Raw genomic sequence first — 21,579 nt, 5'->3', positions numbered from 1 at the left:
ACCGCTCAGTGGCAGGATTTTCTTCGTTCTGTTACCTTCACTGTATATGATCCTATGAGCATCAGCTCCGCCGGTGTTCAGGGAGGCACAGAAGTATTCTGGTACGCCGATGAAGATCTTTGGAACGCCAATATGATCTACAACGGCACAACCGGCCATTTCTACTCCTATGTGAGCAAGTACAACAATGGAACCGGAAAAACCGTAGACTGGTATCAGGCTCGCAGCCAAGCCAGCAGTATGTACTGCGCTCCATTGGACACCTACGGCTATCTGGCCCATATCACCACTGCAGATGAACAAGCTCTGATTGAAGATCTGCTGGAAGATTCCTTCGGCTATATTGGAGCGTACCGGTATAATGACCAGTCCACTGAATGGTATTGGATCGATGGTCCTGCATCTGAAACCAGTACTCCATTCTTCAAAGACGGCCAACTGCAGTGGGGGTTCGCAAAATGGGCACCTGGTAAGCCGAATGGCACAAACCAGGCTGTCCACTACAGTGATAGTGCCGGTGGTTGGGAAAATGTTGAACGCGCCCACGAATGTGACGGCTTTGTGGTTGAATGGGGCGACGAAACTCACAATAGCCTGCGTCCGACAAATCACAGCGTATCGGACAGCGACCGAATCGGCACCCAAGTGAGCTATCAGGGCAAGGTGGAGATTAACGCCACTGTTCTGGACGGCTCCAAGCTGTACGACAAGACCGAGCTTATGCCGGTCATCACCGTAAACAGTGATACCATCAGTAATCCCGCCCAATATGTTCAGGCTACAATTACCTGCGCTACCCCCAGCGCAGCTTACCCGCAGCGCACCATCGCCGCATCTGCAAGCAGCGGCAGTGGCGTAATCAATGCGGGCACCTACACGGTAAAGCTGAGTCTGACTCAGGCGGGCATCAACGCCGGTTACTACCTGACCGGCGATCTGGACGGCACACTGATTGTCAAAAAGCGTCCGGTCAACCTGTACAGCCATGACAACAACAAGGTGTACGACAAGACCAGCGATGCAACCATCAACAACATCAAGTTTGAGGGGCTGACAGCTACCAGCGGCGTGGTGAGCGGCGACACTGTAACCCTCTCCACCACTACTGCTACCGGTTATTACACCAACGGCAGCGTAGGTGTGGTTGACCGGGGCAGCTACTCCATCCGGCGCACCAGTCCTCTTTCTTTGTCCAGCAATCCTTACTCCAACTACTACATTGGCAACGAGGATTACACCGGCAGTATTACGGCCCGCCCGCTGACTGTACACAGTCGTTACCTGGACGATCCGAACAATGCCCGGAACATCAAAGCCTACGATGCGACTACTGCCGCCACCATTGGTGACATTCTGATCGATAACATTGTAGACGGCGATGCCGTTTGGGTGGATAAGAAGACCTATGCCGGTACTTACGCTACCGCAAACGCTGGTGAAACCTTAGACGAAAATGGCCACACCTTGCCGGATCGGTTCCTGAAGCTGAAGGAAAACACCATCACCCGAACCGACCCCATCAGCCTGGTAAACGACCCCAGCGGCAACTACTACATTGCTCAGGAGATTTATTCCGGTGCGATCTACCGCGCTTCGCTCACCGCTCAGGTAGGCAGCAGCCGCACCATGTATGGTCAGCCGGTGGATTACGGCGAAGCAGGAAAGCCCTGGCATGACACTGTACCCTACAAGGCAAATACCGCCGCCACGGAAGGCTGCTGGCTGAAACTGGACGGACTGAAGGGCGCAGATACCCTCACTGCTGACTATGGCAAGAGCAATTTCTCCATTCTCGGCGCTCCCGATCTGATCGTTGACGAAACGACGCCAGTTGGTATGTACAAGCTGACCTATACCGGCCTGACGGAAGCCAACTACCCGGTTTTGAGCAACTACATTGTTGCTGTACTGGATGGCACCCAGGAGGTATACGCCCGTGAAATCCGCCTCACAGTGGAGGATTCCGACCGGTATGTAGAGGACGAAAGTCTCCCCGAAACCCATGTGACCTTCGATCTGCTGGCGGATGACGGCGAAACCTATGCCGCACTGGGTTCCAATGCGGATGTTCTTTATAAGGATATGCCACTAAAAAACGGTGACACTGTGCAGAGCGTGGTGCTGGTCAAGGAAAAAGGCAGCGAAAGCACCGTCAGTCTGGCCGATAGCACTGGCAGCAAGCTGGTGGCCGAGATTGAGGAAAACGGCACAAAGAAAACACAGTACACAAACGACAGCATCCCGCTGGTAAGTGATTGGTTTATGGGTTGCCCGGCCAAATATCTTGACCTGGAGCATGACCAGAGCATCTATCCCTGCGATTGGTGTGAGCAGTATCACGGCTTCGAGCTGGGTACCGACCACTGGAAAGTGACCGGCTATGCCGTTGCCGTGAACCAGGATGCCAGCCAGAACTCAACGCTGACTGTGGCTACTGTGGAAAATCCTCTGGGTGAACAGGTACAGAATTACAGCCTGCGCTATGTGGCAGGCAGTATCACCGTCCACCCGGAACTGCGATTCCAGCTGAAGGCCACTGTGCCGCTGTATGTCTGCATGTATGGCTACGCCGGTGACGGCGAGGTGGTGGAGCCGACCAATTACGGCATCACCAACTACTCCAACGGCAAAATCCAGATCACCGATATTGATGTTTCCAACAACGGCTGGAGCATCGTGGACAAGCCGCAATCCGAGCTGAAACGCGGTGAACTATCCATGAAGTTGGATGACACTCAGCTGGTTATGGGCCACAACACACCCCGCACTCCCTGGATCATTGATCCGGGCCGGGATGCCGACGGCAACGAATCCGGTACGGTACTGCCGCTTCCCCTGCTCTGTAACATGGCAGGCGGTAACGTAAATGACCGGCAGGAAGCGTTCCTTACCCGTGTAACCTACACCATTGCGGAATATGGCATTACTATCCCTGGCGAAACTGATGTTGAGATCGGGGATGTAATCGACGGTCAGCCCACCACTCCGGTCATCGGACAGAAGTAACCTACGCCACATTTTCATCGCTCCCCCTGATTTTCAGGGGGATTTTTTATTGTTCAGCCTTTTCGGCTGCTAAACCTGGTATAACGCTGCTCGCGTTATATAAATAAAAATTGAAAAAGGAGCGAATCACAATGAACAAGAACACCAACACCTGGAAAAAAGCCCTGAGCGGTATCTGCGCCCTGACCATGGTCCTCGGTATCGCAGCCTCCCCGGCCTACGCCATGGAGGACATGACGGAGCCGAACATGAGCATCACCAATCATCCCAACAGCATGATCCCCACCAAACTGGTCACGCCGGTGGGCAATAAAGCGTTCTACAAAGTGCAGGACGGCAAGGTGATCTACGCTGACCGAGATGACGGCACCGGCTGGCAGGCCGTTCCGAGCGCCTACATCAAAGGCAGCGAGTACAATGTGGGCAACGTGGACTACGGCGCTTACTTCGTGGGTGCGGATGAAGTGGTGTTCGTCCCCCTGAGCGAATGCCGCGCTGAGGATGACGGCACCTACACCTATCACCACGGCACTAAAGACAGTGCCACCGTATCGGAAGATGTGGACACCGCCACCAATGCCGATCCCAGCATGGGCACCAATTTCTATGTGAACATCGAGAACGGTCTCGACCCCGACGGCAGCACCAGCGAGGAAGTAGTTTCCGGCAAAACCGACGATGGCCGTGTGGAATACGAAGTGACCATCGCCACCAAGGCAACCTATCAGTTGAAAGCAACTGTCCCCATGTATGTCTGCATGTACGGCTACCGGGGCACCGGTAACATCATTGCTCCCGACTCTGATGCCTATCAGTTGAAAAATTACTCCACCAGCAATTCCGGTGCTAGCGCCACCATCGTGGACATCACCAAAGTAACCCATTACGCGAAAATTTACGACGAGAACCACAGCGATGATACCCTGTTCTCCATCAGCTACGACAGCCGGGAAAAGAAGTACACCTACTGGTACTCCAACCCCGCTTTCATGTCGGACGGCAAAACCCCCAATCCCGACTGGCAGGAGCCGGAAAACTATCTGGTGCTGACCGACAAAAACATCAACGCCAGCGGTCAGTGCTATGTGATCTTCATTGATGGCAAGTGGGACTTCAAGGTTGCCGGTGTTCTGGAGGGTGATGCGCTGAAGGAAACCGTAACCGCGATTGATCCCAACCATCCCCTGAGCAGTGATCTGGTGTATGGCGAATGGAACTTCGGTACTGATTTTGTTGTGGGTGCTTCTCAGGAAGGCGGCAAGGACACCGGTCTGGCCCTGAAGGTCAGCGAACTTCAGGCCGAGCCTGCAACCTGGCGTTTGGTTGATACCAGCACCAAAGCTGCCGATATGAAGCGTGGCGAACTGGCCATGAGCCTGGCTCCCGAAACCGCTATCTCCAACGCATCTGCCATTGATCTGTCTACCGCCAGTGCCCCCATCGACATCACTGAGCGCGGCTGGTTCCTGGCTGCTCCCCAGCTGGGCGAGGATGGCACTGTAAGTGATGAGGAAGCAACCACTCTGGGCGTTACCGCGAAAGCCCAGATGGCCGGCGGCAATGTCAACGATTCCGGCTGCACCAGCGTGGTCAAAGTGACCTACACCATGACCCCCGCTTTTGGTATTGCGGACGGCGAAACCAATACGGTCACGGGCGATGGCGTAACCAGCAACCGATAAGATCTGATGACTCTTCCGGCAGAAATCTGCCGGAAGAGTTCTTTTTTGTGTGAGGTATGTATGAAAAACACTGAAACGCGCGCCAAAGCATCCAACAAACGTATTCTGGTGCTTCTGCCCCTGATCATTGTGCTGCTGCTTGGCTGTATTGTCTGGATCAAAATGAATCCTCAGATTTTTCATTCTGATGTGCGGCAGCTGGAAAATCAGATTAAAGCAGAATTGGGGCAGCTGGAGGATAAAAGCAATGATGAGATCCAAGCTGCACTCAACGAGGTCGTCACAGAAGGCAGTCTGAGCATTTCCATTAACGCACATCCAGTATTCCCCACTGGCGATTCGAACGGCAGTCTTAAGATCGAGAACGGGCCGCAGAACTTATACGCACAGCAGGTTATCATCACGCTGGATGACACCGGCGAGGAAATTTACGATTCCGGCTATATGCCAGTGAACAGCCACATTCAGCAAGACAAGCTGGAGGTTGATCTTGCTCCGGGCGATTATGCAGCCACCGCTGTTTTTACCGCTTTTGATGTAGACTCTAACATCACGGTTGGACAGGCCGTAGCACAACTGAAAATTACTGTTTTAAATTAAGGAGGGATTTCGTTGAAGCTCAAAACTTATCTTGCCGGTCTGCTTGCAACGCTTGCAGCCTGCGCTTTATTCACGTTTCCGGTCTGGGCTGCGGAAGATCTCCCGGTGGAACAAGCCAGTGAAAGGGGCGCAACAATTTCCAGTGAAGTCGATATCGCTTCCAATCATTCTCCCAAAATGAGCACCCAATATTTCATGTACATTCCTCCTGATCCGGTATATGAGATGCCGAAGATGGGCGATGAGAGTATTGGACAGCGACAGTTGATTTTCATTGCATTGGGTACCGGATTCGGTTATCTGGGCGTTCACTTTTACGCTCAAAAGCGACACCATGAATAGAGCATTATTTTTGATTCGAATCATCCTGATGTGCTGCTGCCTTTGTGCCAGTATCCTGATTTGTTCAAATTCCTATCGCACTTGGAAAACAGTAAATACTGCCAACACTTTGGTTTCCATTTATGAGAGTAACGCCGATTCTGAATTCTGGGACTGGTCCCATGGTCTGCTCGACATAAACCCGGACTATGTCGGCTGGCTTACAATTCCGGGCACAACGGTGGACGGGCCAGTAGTTCAGGGAAACGATAATACAGAATATCTTCGCACGGATTTCTTTGGCGAACCGGCCAGTTCCGGAACGCTCTTTATCGACGAAAATGCGGATATGAACACAAGTGGAAACTTTATTGTTTACGGTCATCTGATGCGTGACGGTACAATGTTCGCCGATCTGGCCCAGTACAAAAGCAAGGAGCTTTTTGAAACGAATTCTTTGGTGCGCTGGGAAACCCGCACAGGCATTCGCTATTACAAATTGTTTGCAGGTCTGATTGTTTCCGGAAGCGACTCTCCAATTCGTGCGTGGCTCAATAAGCAGACACCCGAACAGGAAAAGGAGATGCTGGACACAATTGCTCATTCTGCGTATTTCTATCAGGAAGATCTGCTGCGCAGTGGTCCTTATCTATTTCTCATTACCTGTGATTATCAAAAAGAAAACGGGCGTCTGGTTCTTGTGGCCAGCGCTCTGTAAAGGAGTGTTTTCTATTGGATTGTTAGACTTGCTGGCTTCTCTTCAGAGAGTCTTTATTTCCGATCTCTCACTTCGTTCAGAATGCCGCTGGCAGGCATTATGTGATCTTGCACAACTGCTAAAGCAACCGGAGCATTCATTGTATTCCCTGGAGGAATGGAGCGAAAGCATTTCCTACCTGATACACAAAAATATCCAGTTCCCCAGCTATGCGGACCTGGAGAAAACTTTACAACTTTTTCTATAACAATAAACTTGGGGGTTCGTAATGGAACCCCCATTTTTTTGAGGTAAACCATGCAACAAAACACGAAATCTTCCCCTCGCGTCTGGCTTTATGCGCGGCTTCCCGGTGATGAACTCGGCACACTGAATCAGCTGAATTTTCTGCGCCTGCGCGCTAATCTTCAAAACTGCACTATCGTCGGTACGAGCATTGATACCCGTCGAGGCTGGCTGCATCGTTCCGGTTACCGTGAAATGATGCGCCATGTAAAAAGCGGAGATGTGGATCAGGTTCACATTTGCCGGTTGGGCACGATCAGTCACTCCTCTTCTTTCCTGTACCGTTTTTTCAGATTGCTCTCTCTGCATCATGTAATCGCCTGTGCTGCTGAAGTCAGTTTGGCTTCCTGTGTCGGGTACTACCGGTTCGCACACAAGGCAGAGCAATACGCTCTCCGAAACGGGCTTTCCCTTCCCTGGTAGCCTTCTCTTCTCACGGCCAGCCCCTTCAATTCAGCTGCCTTTTCCCGCCCGGCCGCGTACCGCGCTGGGCGGGGCGCATTGTGCTGCGCACAATGCGAGCAAGCACGACAATATGCCGTCATTGGGCATATTATCACTTGTTAGGGTGTCCCCTAAAACCCCGTCCCCTTCTTCAGTTCACATGGCCGCCTTTTTGTGGTAATATAATGAAAAATATTCGAACGGGAGTTGATGATCCTTGCTGAAAATTTTCTTTGGAACTATGCCGGAGGCAATTTACAATACATCAATGTACTTTGACAATGTATATCTGGACAAGTGGATTACTGATCCGTTCGCCCAAAAAATCATCAAAGCCATTGACAAAGGTGAAGTTCTTAGTGCCAGTGCAATTAAAAGTAAAGCTTTAGGTGTAATCCCGGTGACAGGCTTATCTGGCGGTGTGAAGACCCTTCTATTGATTCGCAATGAACCTCAAAAAATATTCAACGCATCAACCTGCGGAGATAACTGTGCCCGCTGGATTTTGGAAATAGCAAAGGAATGCAAACAGGATGTGGTGATTAATCTTTACCACATCATGGATTTCGGTTCTAAACCTTTCGAATTGGAAATTTTGAACAATCATAAAATTATCCATAGCATGGAAGAGCTTGTCGAACCCGCAGGATTTTTTATTAAGGAGGGCATGATCACTTGAAAGGCTCTTATGATGTAAAAGTTTGGAATCGTCGAGTGCAGTACAAATTCACCATTCGCCGAAACCTCACTATTTTGCGCGGAGACAGCGCAACCGGAAAAACCACTCTAATTGATCTAATCGCTTCCTACCAAGCCAATGGTGCCCATAGTGGTGTATCCGTGCAATGCGATAAACCTTGTGTTGTTCTTTCTGCATTAAATTGGGAGCAAAACCTCTCTCTCATCCAAAACAGCATTGTTTTCATCGACGAAGGCGATCCTTTTGTTGCCACAAAAGAATTTGCTCGAGCGGCCCAAAAGAGCAACAACTATTATGTAATCGCTACTCGCGCAAGTCTTTTCAATCTTCCATACAGTGTAACCGAAATATATGGAATTCGTAATATATCCGGTAACCTTTATGAAGGGACAAAACGCCTTTATAGTCAGTTTTATCCTTTATATACAATACCTTCAAAGAACGAAAAGCCTGATCTTGTAATTGTCGAAGACGCTCACTCTGGCTTTGAATTTTTTTCCAAGATATGTAGCGACCATGGTATTCAATGCATCAGTGCAAAAGGGAAGTCTAACATTTACCCAGAAATTGTAAAACGCAGCCATAACGAAAAAATCCTAGCTATTGCTGATGGTGCAGCTTTTGGCCCTGAGATTGAACGTGTAGTAGCTTTACGAAACGTACGCTCCCTTAGCATTTATCTTCCCGAATCTTTTGAATGGATTATCCTGAAGTCCGGCGTGATTCCACAGAGAATTTCCATAAAGAACATTCTAGAATCACCTTCCGCTCACATCGAGAGCAGTGAATATTTCAGTTGGGAACAATTCTTTTCGGCCATTCTCATTCAAATCACCAATGACACCTATTTAAAATATCAAAAGTCGACACTGAATCCAGTCTATCTTCAAAAGAAGGAATCAGAGAAAATTCTTGACGTGATTGCTGAAACTACTTCCGCTTTTCTTTCTCCTATTGAACCCAAACAATAAACATTTTTGCCGACTGCTTTTGCGAGCAGTCGGCTTTTTATTACCTCGGAGGATATTCGCTTGAAACGTTTAAAAAAAGTAACCGTTCGCTTGTCTGAATCCGAATATATTCATTTGAAGGAGCAATCCTTTATAACTGGATTCAAGATGGAGCCTTTTATCAGAAGCCTTATTGAGGGGTGCAATCTTAAACCCAGTCCTCCCGACAGCTACAAGGATCTTGTGCGGGAACTATCCGCTATCGGAAATAATATCAATCAAATCACTCGTCTGGCCAACAGCGCAGGAAGCGTCTCTACTGCTCAAGCAGAACAACTTTCCCGTTTAATGCGTGAAGTTTGGACCAAAATACAAGAGTATGCTTGAGCTACTTTCGCATTGAATAAAGGACTTGTGTGTGATTAAAAAAAGCATTTGTTTGATTATTTATTATATTTACAACAACGAAATATTTTATTGTTGTTCTTTTTATAAAACTGTGATATTCTTTTGGTAATTATAAAGAAAGCTGGTGATTATATATGTTGACCTCTGAAACTGAAAAGAAGCGGACTCGCCGTTCACCTGAAGAACGTGCTGCGGATTTCGACGCTAAAATTGAAGCCGTAAATCACACAATTGCTGATCTCGAAGCGAAAAAGCAAGCTGCCGTATCCAGCTACGATGAAAAAATTGCTGCCGCGCGAAAACGCGTGAAAGTGTTGGAAGAAAAAAAGGCAGCGATCTTTGCCCCCAAGTCCAAGCGGAAAGTCCGGAAAACCAAAAAGCAGAAAATTCAGGATATTCTGAAACAGGCACAAAAAGCAGGTATGAATCCACAGGAAATCGCCGAGTGCCTAGGCATTGATTTTGAAGGATAATAAAACAATGGAAAAGCCTGCACCTTCATGCATTCATGCAGTCAGGAGCAGGCTTTTCTATGTTATATAGACAGCTTACCAATTTTATATATTGCTTTTCTTTTTTCCCAAATGCCGACAAATCTGATTGTACACCTGTTCGGTTGTGTAGGTTCTTTTCCCCTGTAAGCGTCCTAACTCGGCTTTCAGCACCATCGCCCGGTGCTCTAACACTGCATCACGTCGATTTTGCTCTTGCTCATAAGAAATGTGTGTGTTCACACCCATACTCAACTCTCCATTTTACACAATGCCGTTTTTCTGATAAGAGATTATCGAAGAGAATACATCTTTTGTCTATCCTTATCCAGAGCGGCAACCTTCAGCTCTTATCTGCATAACCTCTTGTTTCAAGAAAAGTATACGCTACTTCTGTGCAAATAACAATATTTCCACTTCCAGGAACATATACATCTCCCACCTTCAATTATGTAGTATTAATCTCGGATTCTTGCCGCTGTGCCCTTGGTACGGCGGCTTTTATTTTAAAAATGGCTTATACCAAAATCATACCAGTGCGCAGCGATCTGAACCGCTGCCTATCCTATACCTCCAATCCAGAGAAAACCGAAGTCATCCAAACCAAAGACCTTGAACGCCTTTTGAGCTACACTCAAAACAATGAAAAAACCGAATATCAATTGTATGTGGCCGGATTCAACTGTGATCCGGCCACTGCTTTTTCTTCCATGCAAGCCACCAAGCGCCGATGGAACAAATCAGAAAACGGTGGTGTGCTCGGCTATCACATTATCCAGAGTTTCACCCCCAAAGAGGTGACGCCAGAACAATGCTTTGAGATCGGCTGTGAATTTGCCCGCCGTTTTCTTGCAGAGCGATTTGAATGCACTGTCAGCACTCATCTGGATCAGAAACATCTTCATTGCCATATTGTATTCAATTCCGTCAGCTTCGCGGATGGCCGAATGTTCCGCAACGATTTCAAAAGTTACTATCAGGGAATCCGCAAGATTTCCGATGAACTGTGCCGTGAATACAAACTCTCTGTCATTGAAACCGATGGGCATGGGCTTTCTTATGGGGATTGGAAACGGACAAAGCAGGGGCAGCCCACCGTCCGGTCTCTGGTAAAGGCAGATGCTGACCGGGCACTCCTTATTGCGACGAGTTATGAAGGGTTTCTCCGTGAACTGGAGAATATGGGCTATCAGGTCAACGCTTCTCCCAATCACAAATACACTTCCGTTATTCCACCGGGCCGCACCAAAAGCATCCGGCTGGAAAAGCTGAGTCCTCAATATGAAGAAACTGCTGTCCGCGAGTATTATCGGCAGCTTCAGCAGATGCCCCGGCAGGAGCGGCAGCAGTATCAGGAACAGCTTGACCAGCAGACCCAGCGGTGGATGCCCCCGGAGCTTCTGGTCCGCCGCCGCTACCGGTCTTTCCGCGCACCATTTCACACAATTCACCACAAGCGTGTGCGCGGCTTTATGGCCCTTTATTACCATTACTGTGCCCTGCTGCGAAAAACCTATCGGGGAAAAAGCTCTCGCCGCTGCTACTACTTGCTTCGGCAGGAGTTTCTCAAATTTGACCGCTATTTGCAGCAGTGTGATTTTTTGTGGCAGAACCACATTGAAACCAGCGAGGATTTGGCTGCGTTCAAAGCCCGCACCGCATCCGAAATGGACCAGCTTATCCTCGTGCGCAGCAAACTTTACCGACAGAAAGGGGGTGTTGACAATGTAGAGCGCACCACTAACATCAAGAGCCTGACAGCCCAGATTCGACAGATGCGCCGAGATCTTTCCTTATGTTCTCAGATTGAATCGGATGCAGACAAGCTGCGCCAACAGCTCGTACAGGCTCGCACACCGGAACAAGAAAATCAAAGGAATAGCGAGGTGATTTACCATGAACAACGGCGGAGAGGCTGCTGACCAGATGGTTCGCCAGTCCCTGCAATTTGCTGAGGTTGCCATCAAACTAACCGCTCTCGGCTTCAAAAATGCTCTCTCCATGGCACTTGCTTACGCCAAAGAGCGTCCCAAGGTTCGGGGCCGAACCCGACTTGATCGTCTTCTTCGGGAAGGGAGAGAACTCCGGATCATCCCCATACAGACAAAAGATCTGAAGGAATTTACCCAGCAGGCTAAACACTATGGGGTGTTGTTTGCTCCCATCCGGGACAAACAAGGTCAGGGTGAAAAGCTGGACATCATGTTTAGAGCGGAAGATGTATCCAAACTGAACCGCATCTATGAACGGATGGGCTATGCCATTCCCCAGCAGACGAGGCAAGGACGAAAAAAAGCATTAACCCGCCATCCGCAAGACAGCAACTTGCGAATGCGCGGGGATCTTGAAGCGAAAGCGGACTCCCGGCCTTCGGTGCGCACAGCAATCATCGAACTGAAAAAAGCTGCGCTTGCAGCTCAAAAAGTACGAGAACAAGCCCGGGATGCCATTACACCAGATAGAGGGGAGAGATAGCCTATGAATGGCGTACACCTTGACATTGCAGAATGGAAGCAGAAAAAAGAGCTGGAGCGTGGAGCCATTGCAGCCGCGCAGCAGATGGCCCTGCGTCAGGTAATTCAAAACGGAGAAACTCTTGGGCGTTATCTGTTGGGGCGTGGCCGACTTGCTTCCAAATTAACTTCCGGCAACACCGCTCTTGTGCTGCAGGAATTTCCGGACTCTCAGGCTGCACTTACCTTTCAGGAATGGCAGACGTTTGGCCGCAACATCAGCAAAAGCGCCAAAGGTGTCTCTATTCTCACCCAGCAAGACGGTTACTTGACTGTGGAAAAAGTATTCGATCTTTCTCAGACCTACGGAAACAAACCCTATCCACTTGTTCTTCTGACTGCCGGTGAGGATTACATGCAAAAAGCCCTAGAAGCCTTAGCTCCTTTTTGCCCGGTCCCCATTCGCAAATCCAAGGAAATAACAGAATCCGTCCTTTTTTCCTCGGAACGTCAGGCGATCCTCTACCGTCCCGACGCGACGGAGCAGCAGAGATTTCGTTATCTGCCCGGTGCAATTCTTCAAGCCTATGCCGAATACTACGAACCCGGTGTCTCTCAGGCCGACCAGGTACAGTTTTATTCCCTTGCCATCTGCATTGAACTTTGCGGCCGATTCGGCATCGCACCTCCGGAAGGATATATCGTCAAGTTGGAGAAGTATATTCCTTTGTTCAAGAGTGAGGATGTCCGCAAGGTTTTGGAAGACATCCGGGAACTCTCCCGTACCATGGGGGACTGTGTGCAGAAAGCGTTACCGGAAAAGGAGTCCTCACAATTTCCTATGCCGGAAACTATCCTATGAGGTTCCCCTATGCGGTCAAAACATAACGATGAATGGATTTTCTGGGGAATTCTTCTGATTCCTTTGCTCTGGGCTGCCGCCGCATTGGCGCAGGCCATTGAACAGGGCGACGGTCTTAGCGGTATTGTTTCTGTCTTCTCCACCCTGCTGAACGACCCTTTTTCTGTTCGTTGGGGTTCCCACACTGCCGGGTGTCTTCTGGCAGTTCTGGTGCTTTATCCCATGGCAGTATACTGCCATATGCTGGACATGGCTGACCGGCACCCCGGCGCAGAACATGGCACAGCCAAATGGGGCAGCGCAGCTCATCTGAACCGGAAATACCGTAATCGAAAAAAGCCGGACCAAAACTATTTGCTGTCTGCTCATGTGCAGTTCAGCATGAACAGCCATGCGCACCGGCACAATCTGAATGTGGTTGTGATCGGTGGTTCCGGCTCTGGCAAAACTCGCTTTTATGTAAAGCCGAATGCCATGCAATGTGCCTGTTCCTATCTGTTTTTGGACCCCAAGGGCGAACTGCTTCGTTCTCTGGGTGGGCTATATGAGGAAATGGGTATCCCTGTCACCGTCATTGATCTGGTGCATTTTCAGGGGCACTACAACCCCATGGCCTATTTGGAAACCGACGAGGATGCCATCAAGCTGGCTTTTGCCATCGTCAACAACACAAAGCCCAAGGATGCGCCTGCAAGCGGCGACAAGTTTTGGGATGATTCCAGTGTGATGCTCATTTCCGCCATTATCCTGTACCTGCTGTATGAAGCGCCGGTCTATGAACAAAACTTCAGCACCCTGATGTTCATGATCGCCAACTGCCAGCTCAGCGAAAATGACATGGAAGAAAACCCACTGGAAACACTGTTTTCCCGGTTGGAAGAGCGTGATTCGGACCATCCGGCAGTTCTGCAATTCAAGTCCTTCAAGCTGGGTTCCACCAAGACGTTGCAATCTGTCCTGATTTCCGCAGCCGCGAACCTGTATATATTCAACAGCCGTCAGTTTGCTGAAATGACCAGCCGGGACGAATCTTTTCTACCCCAGCTTGGTCTGGAAAAACGTGCGATTTTCTGTGTTATCCCGGACAATGACACCACCTTCAATTTTCTGGTCACCATTCTTTATACCCAGCTGTTTGACCAGCTGTTCCGTCTGGCTGACTCGAACCCCAAATATAACGGTGCGCTGCCCGTGCATGTCCGGCTCATGATGGATGAATTCGCAAATGTTGCTTTGCCGAAAAACTTCAAAAACATTCTTGCCGTGTGCCGCAGTCGAAACATCAGCTGCGACATTATCCTGCAAAACATTGCCCAGCTGAAGAGCCTGTTCAAAGATGACTGGGAAGGAATCATCGGCAACTGCGATTCGATGGTCTATCTGGGTGGCAATGAATATGGTACCTTCGAGTATCTCTCCAAAATCCTGGGCAAACAGACGGAACGCACCAAAAGCCAAAGCATCAGCCGCGGCTCTCACGGTTCTTCCAGCGAAAGCGTCCAAACTGCCGGGCGGGAACTCTCCATGCCGGATGAGATCCGCCGCTTGAATGACAATGATTGCCTGCTTTTGCTGCGCAGTGAAGACCCGGTCATCGACCAGAAATATGATATTCTGAAGCATCCTAATGTAAGGTTCACACCCGATGGCGGGGGTGAGCCTTTTGTTATGCCTGGCGACCATATGGCGCAGGCCACCACCATCACCATGGATATGGTAGATCAGCTGACACAGCGGGAAATCAGTCCCGAAATGTATCAGGAACTTCATCAATTACAAAAAACTTATTATCGAAAGGAATCCGGACATGAACATCATCAAAAACCATACCGAAAAAAGCTCTGATCTGAAGCTGAATCAGCAGGAGCGCACCATCAAACGCCTGTATCAGATTTGCGCTCTGACCCTGGCAACCGGCTGCCTGATGGCATTCCCTGTTTTTGCTGCCGGTGATCCCTTGACCAGCATCAACAATCTTTCCGACTTCGTTTTCAGTGCCATCAAGGCCATCGGCGCGATTCTGCTGGGCTTCGGCATCGTCCAGATTGGCCTTGCCCTGAAAAGTCATGATGCAGGCCAGCGAGCGCAGGGTTTCATGACCTTTTTCGGTGGTGTTGTCATCTATTTCGCCAAAGACATCCTCGACATGATCCTGTGATTGATCGCCGGGCCGACCGCTTTTCCTCCGGTCGGCCCTGTATTTTTCTGGAGGTGGTCTTACTTTGAATCAAAACTGGATCGTGGAAAATCTGAACAGTGCCTTTTCCACCTGGAACAACCGACTGACGGAACTCTGGTCACTGGCTACCACCAGCCCGGAAACCTTCAAGGGTGGTGCTGTATGGTCTGTCATGCAGGGCATCCACAGCACACTTCTCGGCGTGGGCTACGGCCTGCTGATCTTGTTCTTTGCCATCGCACTGTTCAAAAATACTGCTAATTTCCATGAGCTGAAGCGACCTGAAGCAGCCATTCATTATCTGATCCGCTTTGTCGCCGCAAAGGCTCTGGTAGGCTATGGCATGGAAATCATGCTGAAAATCTTCTCTATCTGCAATGGCGTTGTCCTTCAGATTGCAGGCAGAATGAGCGGTATCTCTCAGGCCATGGTTCATCTTCCCGGAGAAATCCAGACTGCCATCGAAGAGGTAGGCTTTCTCGCCAGCATCCCGTTATGGCTGGTCACCATCCTGGGCAGTCTGTTTATTCTGGTGCTTTCCTTTATTATGATTCTGACGGTGTACGGGCGCTTTTTCAGGCTGTATATGTACACCGCTCTGGCCCCCCTTCCTCTTTCAACCTTTGCAGGCGAAAGCACCCAGAGCGTGGGCATTTCTTTTCTGAAAAGCTATGTGGGCGTATGCCTGGAAGGAGCTGTGATCGTATTGGCCTGCATCATCTATGCAGGCTTTGTGAACACGCCATCGGTCGGAGGCGGTGAAGCCACCACAATGGTCTGGAGCTATCTGGCCGAAACCGTATTTAATATGTTGGTTCTGGTGGGGCTCATCAAAGGGTCTGACCGAATCATCCACGAAATGATGGGGTTATAACCAATGCAGACACCAATCAACAAAGAAATTCGTCATTACCAGGAATCCATTTGCCTTGGGATGAATCTGCGGCAAACAATCTGCGCTGGGTGTGCAATGGCACTGGCTGGAGCGATCTATTACTTTGGCTCTCCCCTGTTGGGCCGGGAAACTGCCAGCTGGTTGTGCATTGTAGCAGCTGCACCCGTAGCCGCGTCCGGCTTCTTCACCTATGACGGCATGAATTTTGAAAAATTTCTCTGGGCCGTGTTTCGCTGCCTGTTTCTCAATGCCGGGACGCGGATATGGAAATCGGAAAACCGTTATCTGAAATTAAAAGCACAGCGCAAAAAAGCTGGGAAAGGAAAACCGAATGAAATTAAATGAATATGCCTCCACCCGGAAAACGCGAGGCCATTTCTATATCCCCCGGTCGGTACAGCAGTCCATCCCGGTGGATGAGATTTTCGCCGATGGTATCTGGCGCTCCGGCGAGGTATTCAGCCAGATGTGGCGTATTTCCGACATCAATTTTTCCATGTTATCAGACAGCAACAAACGCATCCTGCAATCACAATATGGTGTTGTCTATGCGGGCATCCCCTCCGACTGCTGGGCCAAATTCTGCATTACCAGCCAGCACATGGATGAAAAAAGTTTCCGTAAAAGCATCCTGTACCAGCCTGAACACGATGGCCATGACGATCTGCGGCAGGAGAAAAACGACCATCTCATTGCCTGTGCCAGCGACGTGGGGAACGTGATTCAGCAAAAATTCCTTATCATTTCCACCGTAAAAAGAAATGTTCGGGAAGCCCGGGATCGGCTTCGTCAGATTCAGGGCCACCTCATCAGTTCCCTTTCTGCTTTGGGCTGTACAGTCACCAATGTCACCTGCAATGAACGGCTGGAAATTCTGCACAACTTCTTTCGGAATGGCGAGGAAGGCCATTTTCAATTTGATCTTTCCGAATGCCAACGCCTGGGCAATGATTTCAAAAGCGCCGTCTGCCCCGACACCCTCAACTTCAAACGCTCTCATATTGAGATCGATGGCCGCTTTGCAAAGTGTATGTCCATCTCCCATTTCCCCCAACAGCTGAACGACCGGTTCATCACCACTCTTTTGCAGCAGGTACCTTACATCATTCTGAGCATTGATGTGGTTCCGGTGGAACCGGAAGATGCCATGCAGGCTCTGGAAGAGGTGCGCATGGCGGTGGATGCAGAAAAAGCCCGTTTCAATCGCAGAGCCGTGGACAAACTTGATTTCACCGCCAGTATTCCTCCCCGCACTCTTGCCCAGGAAGAAACCATGAAGCGATATTATGCCGACATCACCGAGGATGACCAGCAGATGATGCTGTCCATGCTGAGCGTTGCCTATTTTGCGGATTCTCTGGAAGATCTGGCTCTGGAAACCGATGCCTTGAAAACCACTGCCGTCAACTACAACTGCCGGTTCACCGAGCTGTTTTTTCAGCAGGAGGATGCCTTCAACACCGCTATGCCCTATGGCCTGCGCCGCTTGGAAAACGTACATACCATGGTCACGAAAAATGTTACCGCATTGGTTCCCTTCAACACACAGGAAGTGCTGGTACCCGGTGGCATTTATTATGGTGTGAACGATATGTCCGGCAACCTTATCGTCGGCCTGCGCACCGAACTGATGAACGGCAATGCCATGATCCTTGCCACTTCCGGCAGCGGCAAGAGTATGTTCACCAAACAGGAAATCATGGAGCTGTTCCTGCGGTTCCCCAAGGCTCGTTTCTACCTTGTCGACCCGGAAAATGAGTACCGCCCGCTCGTGGAAGAGCTGGGCGGTATTGTGGTGGATATTTCGGTGGAAAGCCGCACCTACCTGAATCCGCTGGAATACAAGCCGGAACCCGGTTCTGACACGCTGCCCAACGAAGCAAAGGTGGAATTCATCCTGTCCCTTTGTGAGCAGATCATGGGCAAAAACAACGGCTATATCGGAGATAAGAGCATCATCGACAACAGCCTAAGAAACATCTACGCTCCCTATGTGAAGTCCAACTACGAGGGTGATTGTCCCACACTGCATGACCTTTGGAAAGACCTGAAGGAGCAACCCTTGGAACGCGCCAAGGAGATTGCCCTGGCCCTGGAAGTCTATGTAAACGGCAGTCTGTCCATGTTTGCCAAGCCCACCAATGTGGACATGACCAACCGGCTGATCTGCTTCAACATTCAGAGTCTGGGCGGTCAGCTGAAGGCGGTAGCCATGTTGTACATGCTGGAATTCATCAACACCCGTGTAATGACCACTGAGCGCAGCAGTTCTACCTGTGCAACATGGGTTTATTTTGATGAGATCTATCTCCTGCTGCAAAACGAGCTGAGCGCACAATTCCTCTTCACCAGCTGGAAACGCTTCCGCAAATACAACGCCTTTGCCACAGGAATTACCCAGAACATTGAAGACTGCCTGTCCAACAGTACTGCTTACGCCATGTTGGCCAACAGCGAATTTGTGTGTATGCTGCGCCAAACCAAAGACATCGATCACGTTGTGGAACTCTACGGTCTGTCCGATATTCAGCGAAATTATCTGCTGAAAGCCCGCCCCGGCCAGGGCATCCTGAAAATGGGGAACGCTTTGATTCCCTTCGTGAACGATTACCCCAAAAACACCAAAAGCTACCGCCTGCTTACCACAAAACCCGGAGAGCTGGAAAACAAATCAGAAGGAGATTCCGATGAATAAGGAAAAACAAATCCGTGTTCTTCTTGTACGTCCCGGTCAATATCCGGAAGAACGCATGGTAGACAATACCCTGCCCGCCCTGCAAAAACTGGTGGGCGGTGATATTGAAACTGTTTCCCCCTGGCCGGACCGGGTCTGTATTGTCTGCGATGACGAAGGAAAGCTTAAGGGAAAGCCCTTCAATCGAACCTTGGGCGACTACGATGTGCTGGCGGGGGATTTTTTCATCTGCGGCATCCGGGACGATGACTTTTGCAGTCTGACGGACACACAGATTTCCCGGTATGAAAAACTGTATCATGACCCGCAGATTTTCCTTTCCACGTCGTTTGGTCTGTATACGGACACCTGTACTCCACAGGAATATGCACGTTTCATGAACCCCTCCACACCTGATAAAACAACCATGAGAAACGAGGAACGATGATGCTCCAGAAAGATAGATTCTCTGTTGTAAAACTGAAAGCGATTCAAAAGTATTTGGCGCGTCATACTGTAACCCGTACCCGACGATTCCAGCAGGATATCAGCACCGATGTCTCATCGGATACTTCCTCCAGCGAATCTACCGAGTATGCCGAACAGAAAATTCAACATACCACTTCTGATCTCGTTGAAACCACAGGAGATGTAGCCTTTGACAGCGCGCGGGTCTCCTACATAAAGTTCAAAGCTATACGTGAAAAGCAGATGGCTCGACAGGCCAACCTCTTCCAAGAAGAGCCATGTGCTATCCCTTCAGACACCGCGTCTTCTGATGAACGAACATCCCCCTTTCAGGCAAGCCATACCGAAATCCGCTCGCAAAAAGAATCCGGATTCTCTGAAACGACATCCGCCCAGCACAAAGGCGGTTCCTTTCATACAAATGCTGCTCAAAAACACATTAAACAGAAGAACACCTCTCCTGCGGTACGATCTCCCTTTGCCACTTCCTCTTCAAATATTCCTGTGTCAAAAGATAATCGGGTAGTTGAAATCCATTCAGACAAATCAGCGCCGCATCCGAAAATTTTCCCGCAGTCAAAAAAACAACAGGTAATCTATCAAAAGCGGATGGCTCAACTGAAAAACAATATGATTCAGAAACGAGCTATACAGAAACGCCTGGAGCAGAATGCAAAAAAGGCCACCGAACACTCGGTGGCCTTTGCTTCTAATGTTTGGAAATCGCCCGCGCAAGAAGGTAGTGTGGCTGTTTTGGAGCAATTCCAGAGAATCGCGGCAGCTGTCTGGGACAAAATTCGAGTAGCACTTATTGCTGCAGCAAAAACTATCGGCAGCGCACTGATCGCTTTTTGCGGGCCAGTGGTAGCCACAATCATTGTGGTTCTCTTTATCGCCATCATCGCTGTTGTCCTCTGTTCACCCATCAGCATTCTGTTTGCCGATGAGAGCAATGACCCCACCTCGATTCCCATTCGAGAAATTGTATCGGAAACCAACCAGGAATTTGAAGATGAAATCAACTCGCTGATCGAGGATCACCCAGAGTGCAGTGACATCGAAATCTTCTACGATTACCCTGACGGGTACACTTGGTCAAGCTACTGGCCTGAAATTCTTGCCCTTTTCGCCGTAAACGCAAACCTACGCAGCGACAGTGATGTGATTGTGATAGACGAAGCCAAAAAAGAGCAGATTCAGGAGATTTTTTGGCATATGCACAGTATTGAATGGGAGATTGATGAAGAGGAAATTTCTCAGCCTGCTCCAACGCCCGATCCAGTCACATCCACTACTCCCGATCCCCCAGCTCCGGAATACACATATACTCTTAAAATTACAGTCAGCAGCCAGTCTGTGGAGGAGCTTGCAAATGAAATGGAGTTTACCTCTGATGAACTGGATATGATGCATCTGATACTTACTGATGAGTTGAAGGCTTGCCTGATGACGCTTTATGTCTAGTTCATCAGTAATCTTTCATCATATAAAAATCGCATACCACATGATTATCAAATCGTCGGATTCTTTTAATTATCTGAATACTCTATTACGATTTTTTGAATGGGCATTTAACGCCATTGACAACATTTTGGCACTCTTTTCCAAACAGCTTAAATGTATGTTTCTTCTGTTTTTCAGAAGACAAGGATGCAATGGTATCCCCACAACGAGTACATGTACTGCGAATATAAGAACGTTCCCAGTAGCAATACGTAGAATTATTATTAATCTTTGTTTGTTTTACGCTTGTTCCTGGCTGTACTTTGTATTGATGCGGTCTCCCATCTGGGCAAGTAGATCCTAATAACATAATTCCATCCTTAGCCAAATGAGCCTCGCCGTCACCTGTAAAATATACAACGTACTCTTCTCCATTAAATACAAGTACATCACCTTCACAGAGGCCACTACTATGAGACGCATCGTGTGCAAACACTGACAGACTTACTACAAAAAGGCTTGCAACTAAAAACAGTGCTACGAAAACTTTTTTCATGTTATGTACCTTCTTTCAATTCAGCACGATAGTTTCCATCTGTAATATGCAGTTCATAAACTTTTCCATCGGGAAGTTCTAGCGTTGTCCCATCAGAAAAATTATCCGAAGGTAAACGTTCAAGGGTATCGGGGTCCACAGGAATAAAAATCTTGTAGTCGGAATCCTCTGTAATCAAAATAGCTTCGTAATATCCTGCCTTATAAATTACTTTACCATCCAGCACATAATCTTCCGCCAGATAGTAATAGTTTTCGCCCAATTCACATGTTTCCATGCCGGGTACTGGAAAGCTTTCTCCCGCACTACTTTCTTGCTTTTTCATAATCACAAAAACTGCAACAGCAAGAAGTACCACAACAAGAATAGCAATCATCACTTTTGATCGTGTATGTTTCATTGTTGTCACCTCTCTCAATTCAATCGTCTTTCTATTTTAGATTC

Annotated in this window: 22 protein-coding genes; 20 read left to right on the top strand and 2 right to left on the bottom strand. The window is 49.0% G+C overall.

Annotated features, from left to right (window positions below; translation table 11 throughout):
* The 20 genes from EDD77_RS18160 to EDD77_RS15150 form a co-directional block, all read left to right on the top strand.
* Positions 1–3,006, top strand: a 3,006-nt coding sequence (locus tag EDD77_RS18160; protein WP_172733332.1) for a lectin-like protein, incomplete at its 5' end; no start/stop codon positions are given.
* Between the two features lie 131 nt (positions 3,007–3,137).
* The gene (locus EDD77_RS15240; protein WP_058965504.1) at positions 3,138–4,688 is read left to right on the top strand and encodes a hypothetical protein; all 1,551 of its coding nucleotides are present in this window, start codon (positions 3,138–3,140) and stop codon (positions 4,686–4,688) included.
* Between the two features lie 60 nt (positions 4,689–4,748).
* Entirely contained in the window at positions 4,749–5,288 is a 540-nt protein-coding gene (locus EDD77_RS15235) for a hypothetical protein (RefSeq protein WP_058965503.1), read from the top strand.
* Between the two features lie 12 nt (positions 5,289–5,300).
* Entirely contained in the window at positions 5,301–5,630 is a 330-nt protein-coding gene (locus tag EDD77_RS15230) for a hypothetical protein (RefSeq protein ID WP_058965502.1), read from the top strand.
* A 10-nt stretch (positions 5,631–5,640) separates the two neighbouring features.
* Positions 5,641–6,327 carry a class B sortase gene (locus tag EDD77_RS15225; RefSeq protein WP_172733331.1) on the top strand — a complete coding sequence of 229 codons (687 nt, stop codon included), beginning with the start codon at positions 5,641–5,643 and terminating at the stop codon, positions 6,325–6,327.
* Positions 6,328–6,624: 297 nt separating this feature from the next.
* Complete coding sequence (locus EDD77_RS15220; protein WP_132587434.1) at positions 6,625–7,035, top strand: recombinase family protein; 411 nt, start codon at positions 6,625–6,627, stop codon at positions 7,033–7,035.
* A gap of 238 nt (positions 7,036–7,273) precedes the next feature.
* Positions 7,274–7,735 (top strand): DUF4869 domain-containing protein, encoded by a 462-nt coding sequence (locus EDD77_RS15215; RefSeq protein WP_058965499.1) that lies wholly within the window; start codon positions 7,274–7,276, stop codon positions 7,733–7,735.
* The gene (locus tag EDD77_RS15210; protein ID WP_058965498.1) at positions 7,732–8,727 is read left to right on the top strand and encodes a hypothetical protein; all 996 of its coding nucleotides are present in this window, start codon (positions 7,732–7,734) and stop codon (positions 8,725–8,727) included. Before EDD77_RS15215 ends, EDD77_RS15210 begins: the two co-directional genes overlap by 4 nt.
* Positions 8,728–8,787: 60 nt before the next feature.
* Positions 8,788–9,093: a MobC family plasmid mobilization relaxosome protein gene (locus tag EDD77_RS15205; protein WP_077138592.1), complete on the top strand. Its 306-nt coding sequence runs from the start codon at positions 8,788–8,790 to the stop codon at positions 9,091–9,093.
* Positions 9,094–9,248: 155 nt separating this feature from the next.
* Positions 9,249–9,587, top strand: coding sequence for a hypothetical protein (locus tag EDD77_RS15200; RefSeq protein WP_058965496.1), 339 nt, complete (start codon positions 9,249–9,251; stop codon positions 9,585–9,587).
* A gap of 530 nt (positions 9,588–10,117) precedes the next feature.
* A complete protein-coding gene (locus EDD77_RS15195; protein ID WP_058965494.1) occupies positions 10,118–11,527 on the top strand; it encodes a relaxase/mobilization nuclease domain-containing protein in 1,410 nt (469 codons plus the stop codon).
* Entirely contained in the window at positions 11,502–12,080 is a 579-nt protein-coding gene (locus EDD77_RS15190) for a PcfB family protein (protein ID WP_058965493.1), read from the top strand. Before EDD77_RS15195 ends, EDD77_RS15190 begins: the two co-directional genes overlap by 26 nt.
* A 3-nt stretch (positions 12,081–12,083) precedes the next feature.
* Positions 12,084–12,920 carry a hypothetical protein gene (locus EDD77_RS15185; RefSeq protein WP_058965492.1) on the top strand — a complete coding sequence of 279 codons (837 nt, stop codon included), beginning with the start codon at positions 12,084–12,086 and terminating at the stop codon, positions 12,918–12,920.
* 9 nt (positions 12,921–12,929) lie between these two features.
* Positions 12,930–14,765, top strand: a complete 1,836-nt coding sequence (locus EDD77_RS15180; protein WP_058965491.1) for a VirD4-like conjugal transfer protein, CD1115 family — start codon at positions 12,930–12,932, stop codon at positions 14,763–14,765.
* Positions 14,728–15,078, top strand: coding sequence for a TrbC/VirB2 family protein (locus tag EDD77_RS15175; RefSeq protein WP_058965490.1), 351 nt, complete (start codon positions 14,728–14,730; stop codon positions 15,076–15,078). Before EDD77_RS15180 ends, EDD77_RS15175 begins: the two co-directional genes overlap by 38 nt.
* A 64-nt stretch (positions 15,079–15,142) precedes the next feature.
* Positions 15,143–15,973 (top strand): hypothetical protein, encoded by an 831-nt coding sequence (locus EDD77_RS15170; RefSeq protein ID WP_058965489.1) that lies wholly within the window; start codon positions 15,143–15,145, stop codon positions 15,971–15,973.
* Positions 15,974–15,976: 3 nt separating this feature from the next.
* Positions 15,977–16,339, top strand: a complete 363-nt coding sequence (locus EDD77_RS15165) for a PrgI family protein (RefSeq protein ID WP_058965488.1) — start codon at positions 15,977–15,979, stop codon at positions 16,337–16,339.
* The gene (locus EDD77_RS15160) at positions 16,326–18,689 is read left to right on the top strand and encodes a VirB4-like conjugal transfer ATPase, CD1110 family (RefSeq protein WP_058965487.1); all 2,364 of its coding nucleotides are present in this window, start codon (positions 16,326–16,328) and stop codon (positions 18,687–18,689) included. The genes EDD77_RS15165 and EDD77_RS15160 overlap by 14 nt, the downstream gene beginning before the upstream one ends.
* Positions 18,682–19,116 carry a DUF3846 domain-containing protein gene (locus EDD77_RS15155; RefSeq protein WP_132587433.1) on the top strand — a complete coding sequence of 145 codons (435 nt, stop codon included), beginning with the start codon at positions 18,682–18,684 and terminating at the stop codon, positions 19,114–19,116. The genes EDD77_RS15160 and EDD77_RS15155 overlap by 8 nt, the downstream gene beginning before the upstream one ends.
* A complete protein-coding gene (locus EDD77_RS15150) occupies positions 19,113–20,600 on the top strand; it encodes a hypothetical protein (RefSeq protein WP_172733330.1) in 1,488 nt (495 codons plus the stop codon). The genes EDD77_RS15155 and EDD77_RS15150 overlap by 4 nt, the downstream gene beginning before the upstream one ends.
* Positions 20,601–20,685: 85 nt before the next feature.
* Here the strand turns inward: EDD77_RS15150 and EDD77_RS15145 are convergent, their stop codons facing one another.
* Both EDD77_RS15145 and EDD77_RS15140 read right to left on the bottom strand, forming a co-directional pair.
* Complete coding sequence (locus EDD77_RS15145) at positions 20,686–21,135, bottom strand: hypothetical protein (protein ID WP_132587432.1); 450 nt, start codon at positions 21,133–21,135, stop codon at positions 20,686–20,688.
* A gap of 1 nt (position 21,136) precedes the next feature.
* Entirely contained in the window at positions 21,137–21,535 is a 399-nt protein-coding gene (locus tag EDD77_RS15140; protein ID WP_058965484.1) for a hypothetical protein, read from the bottom strand.
* Positions 21,536–21,579 lie beyond the last annotated feature (44 nt).

This window comes from Allofournierella massiliensis, from assembly GCF_004345265.1.
GTDB classification, from domain to species: Bacteria; Bacillota; Clostridia; order Oscillospirales; family Ruminococcaceae; genus Allofournierella; species Allofournierella massiliensis.
The sequence above is the reverse complement of the archived record's forward strand: the minus strand, read 5'-3'. Positions and strand labels throughout refer to the sequence as shown.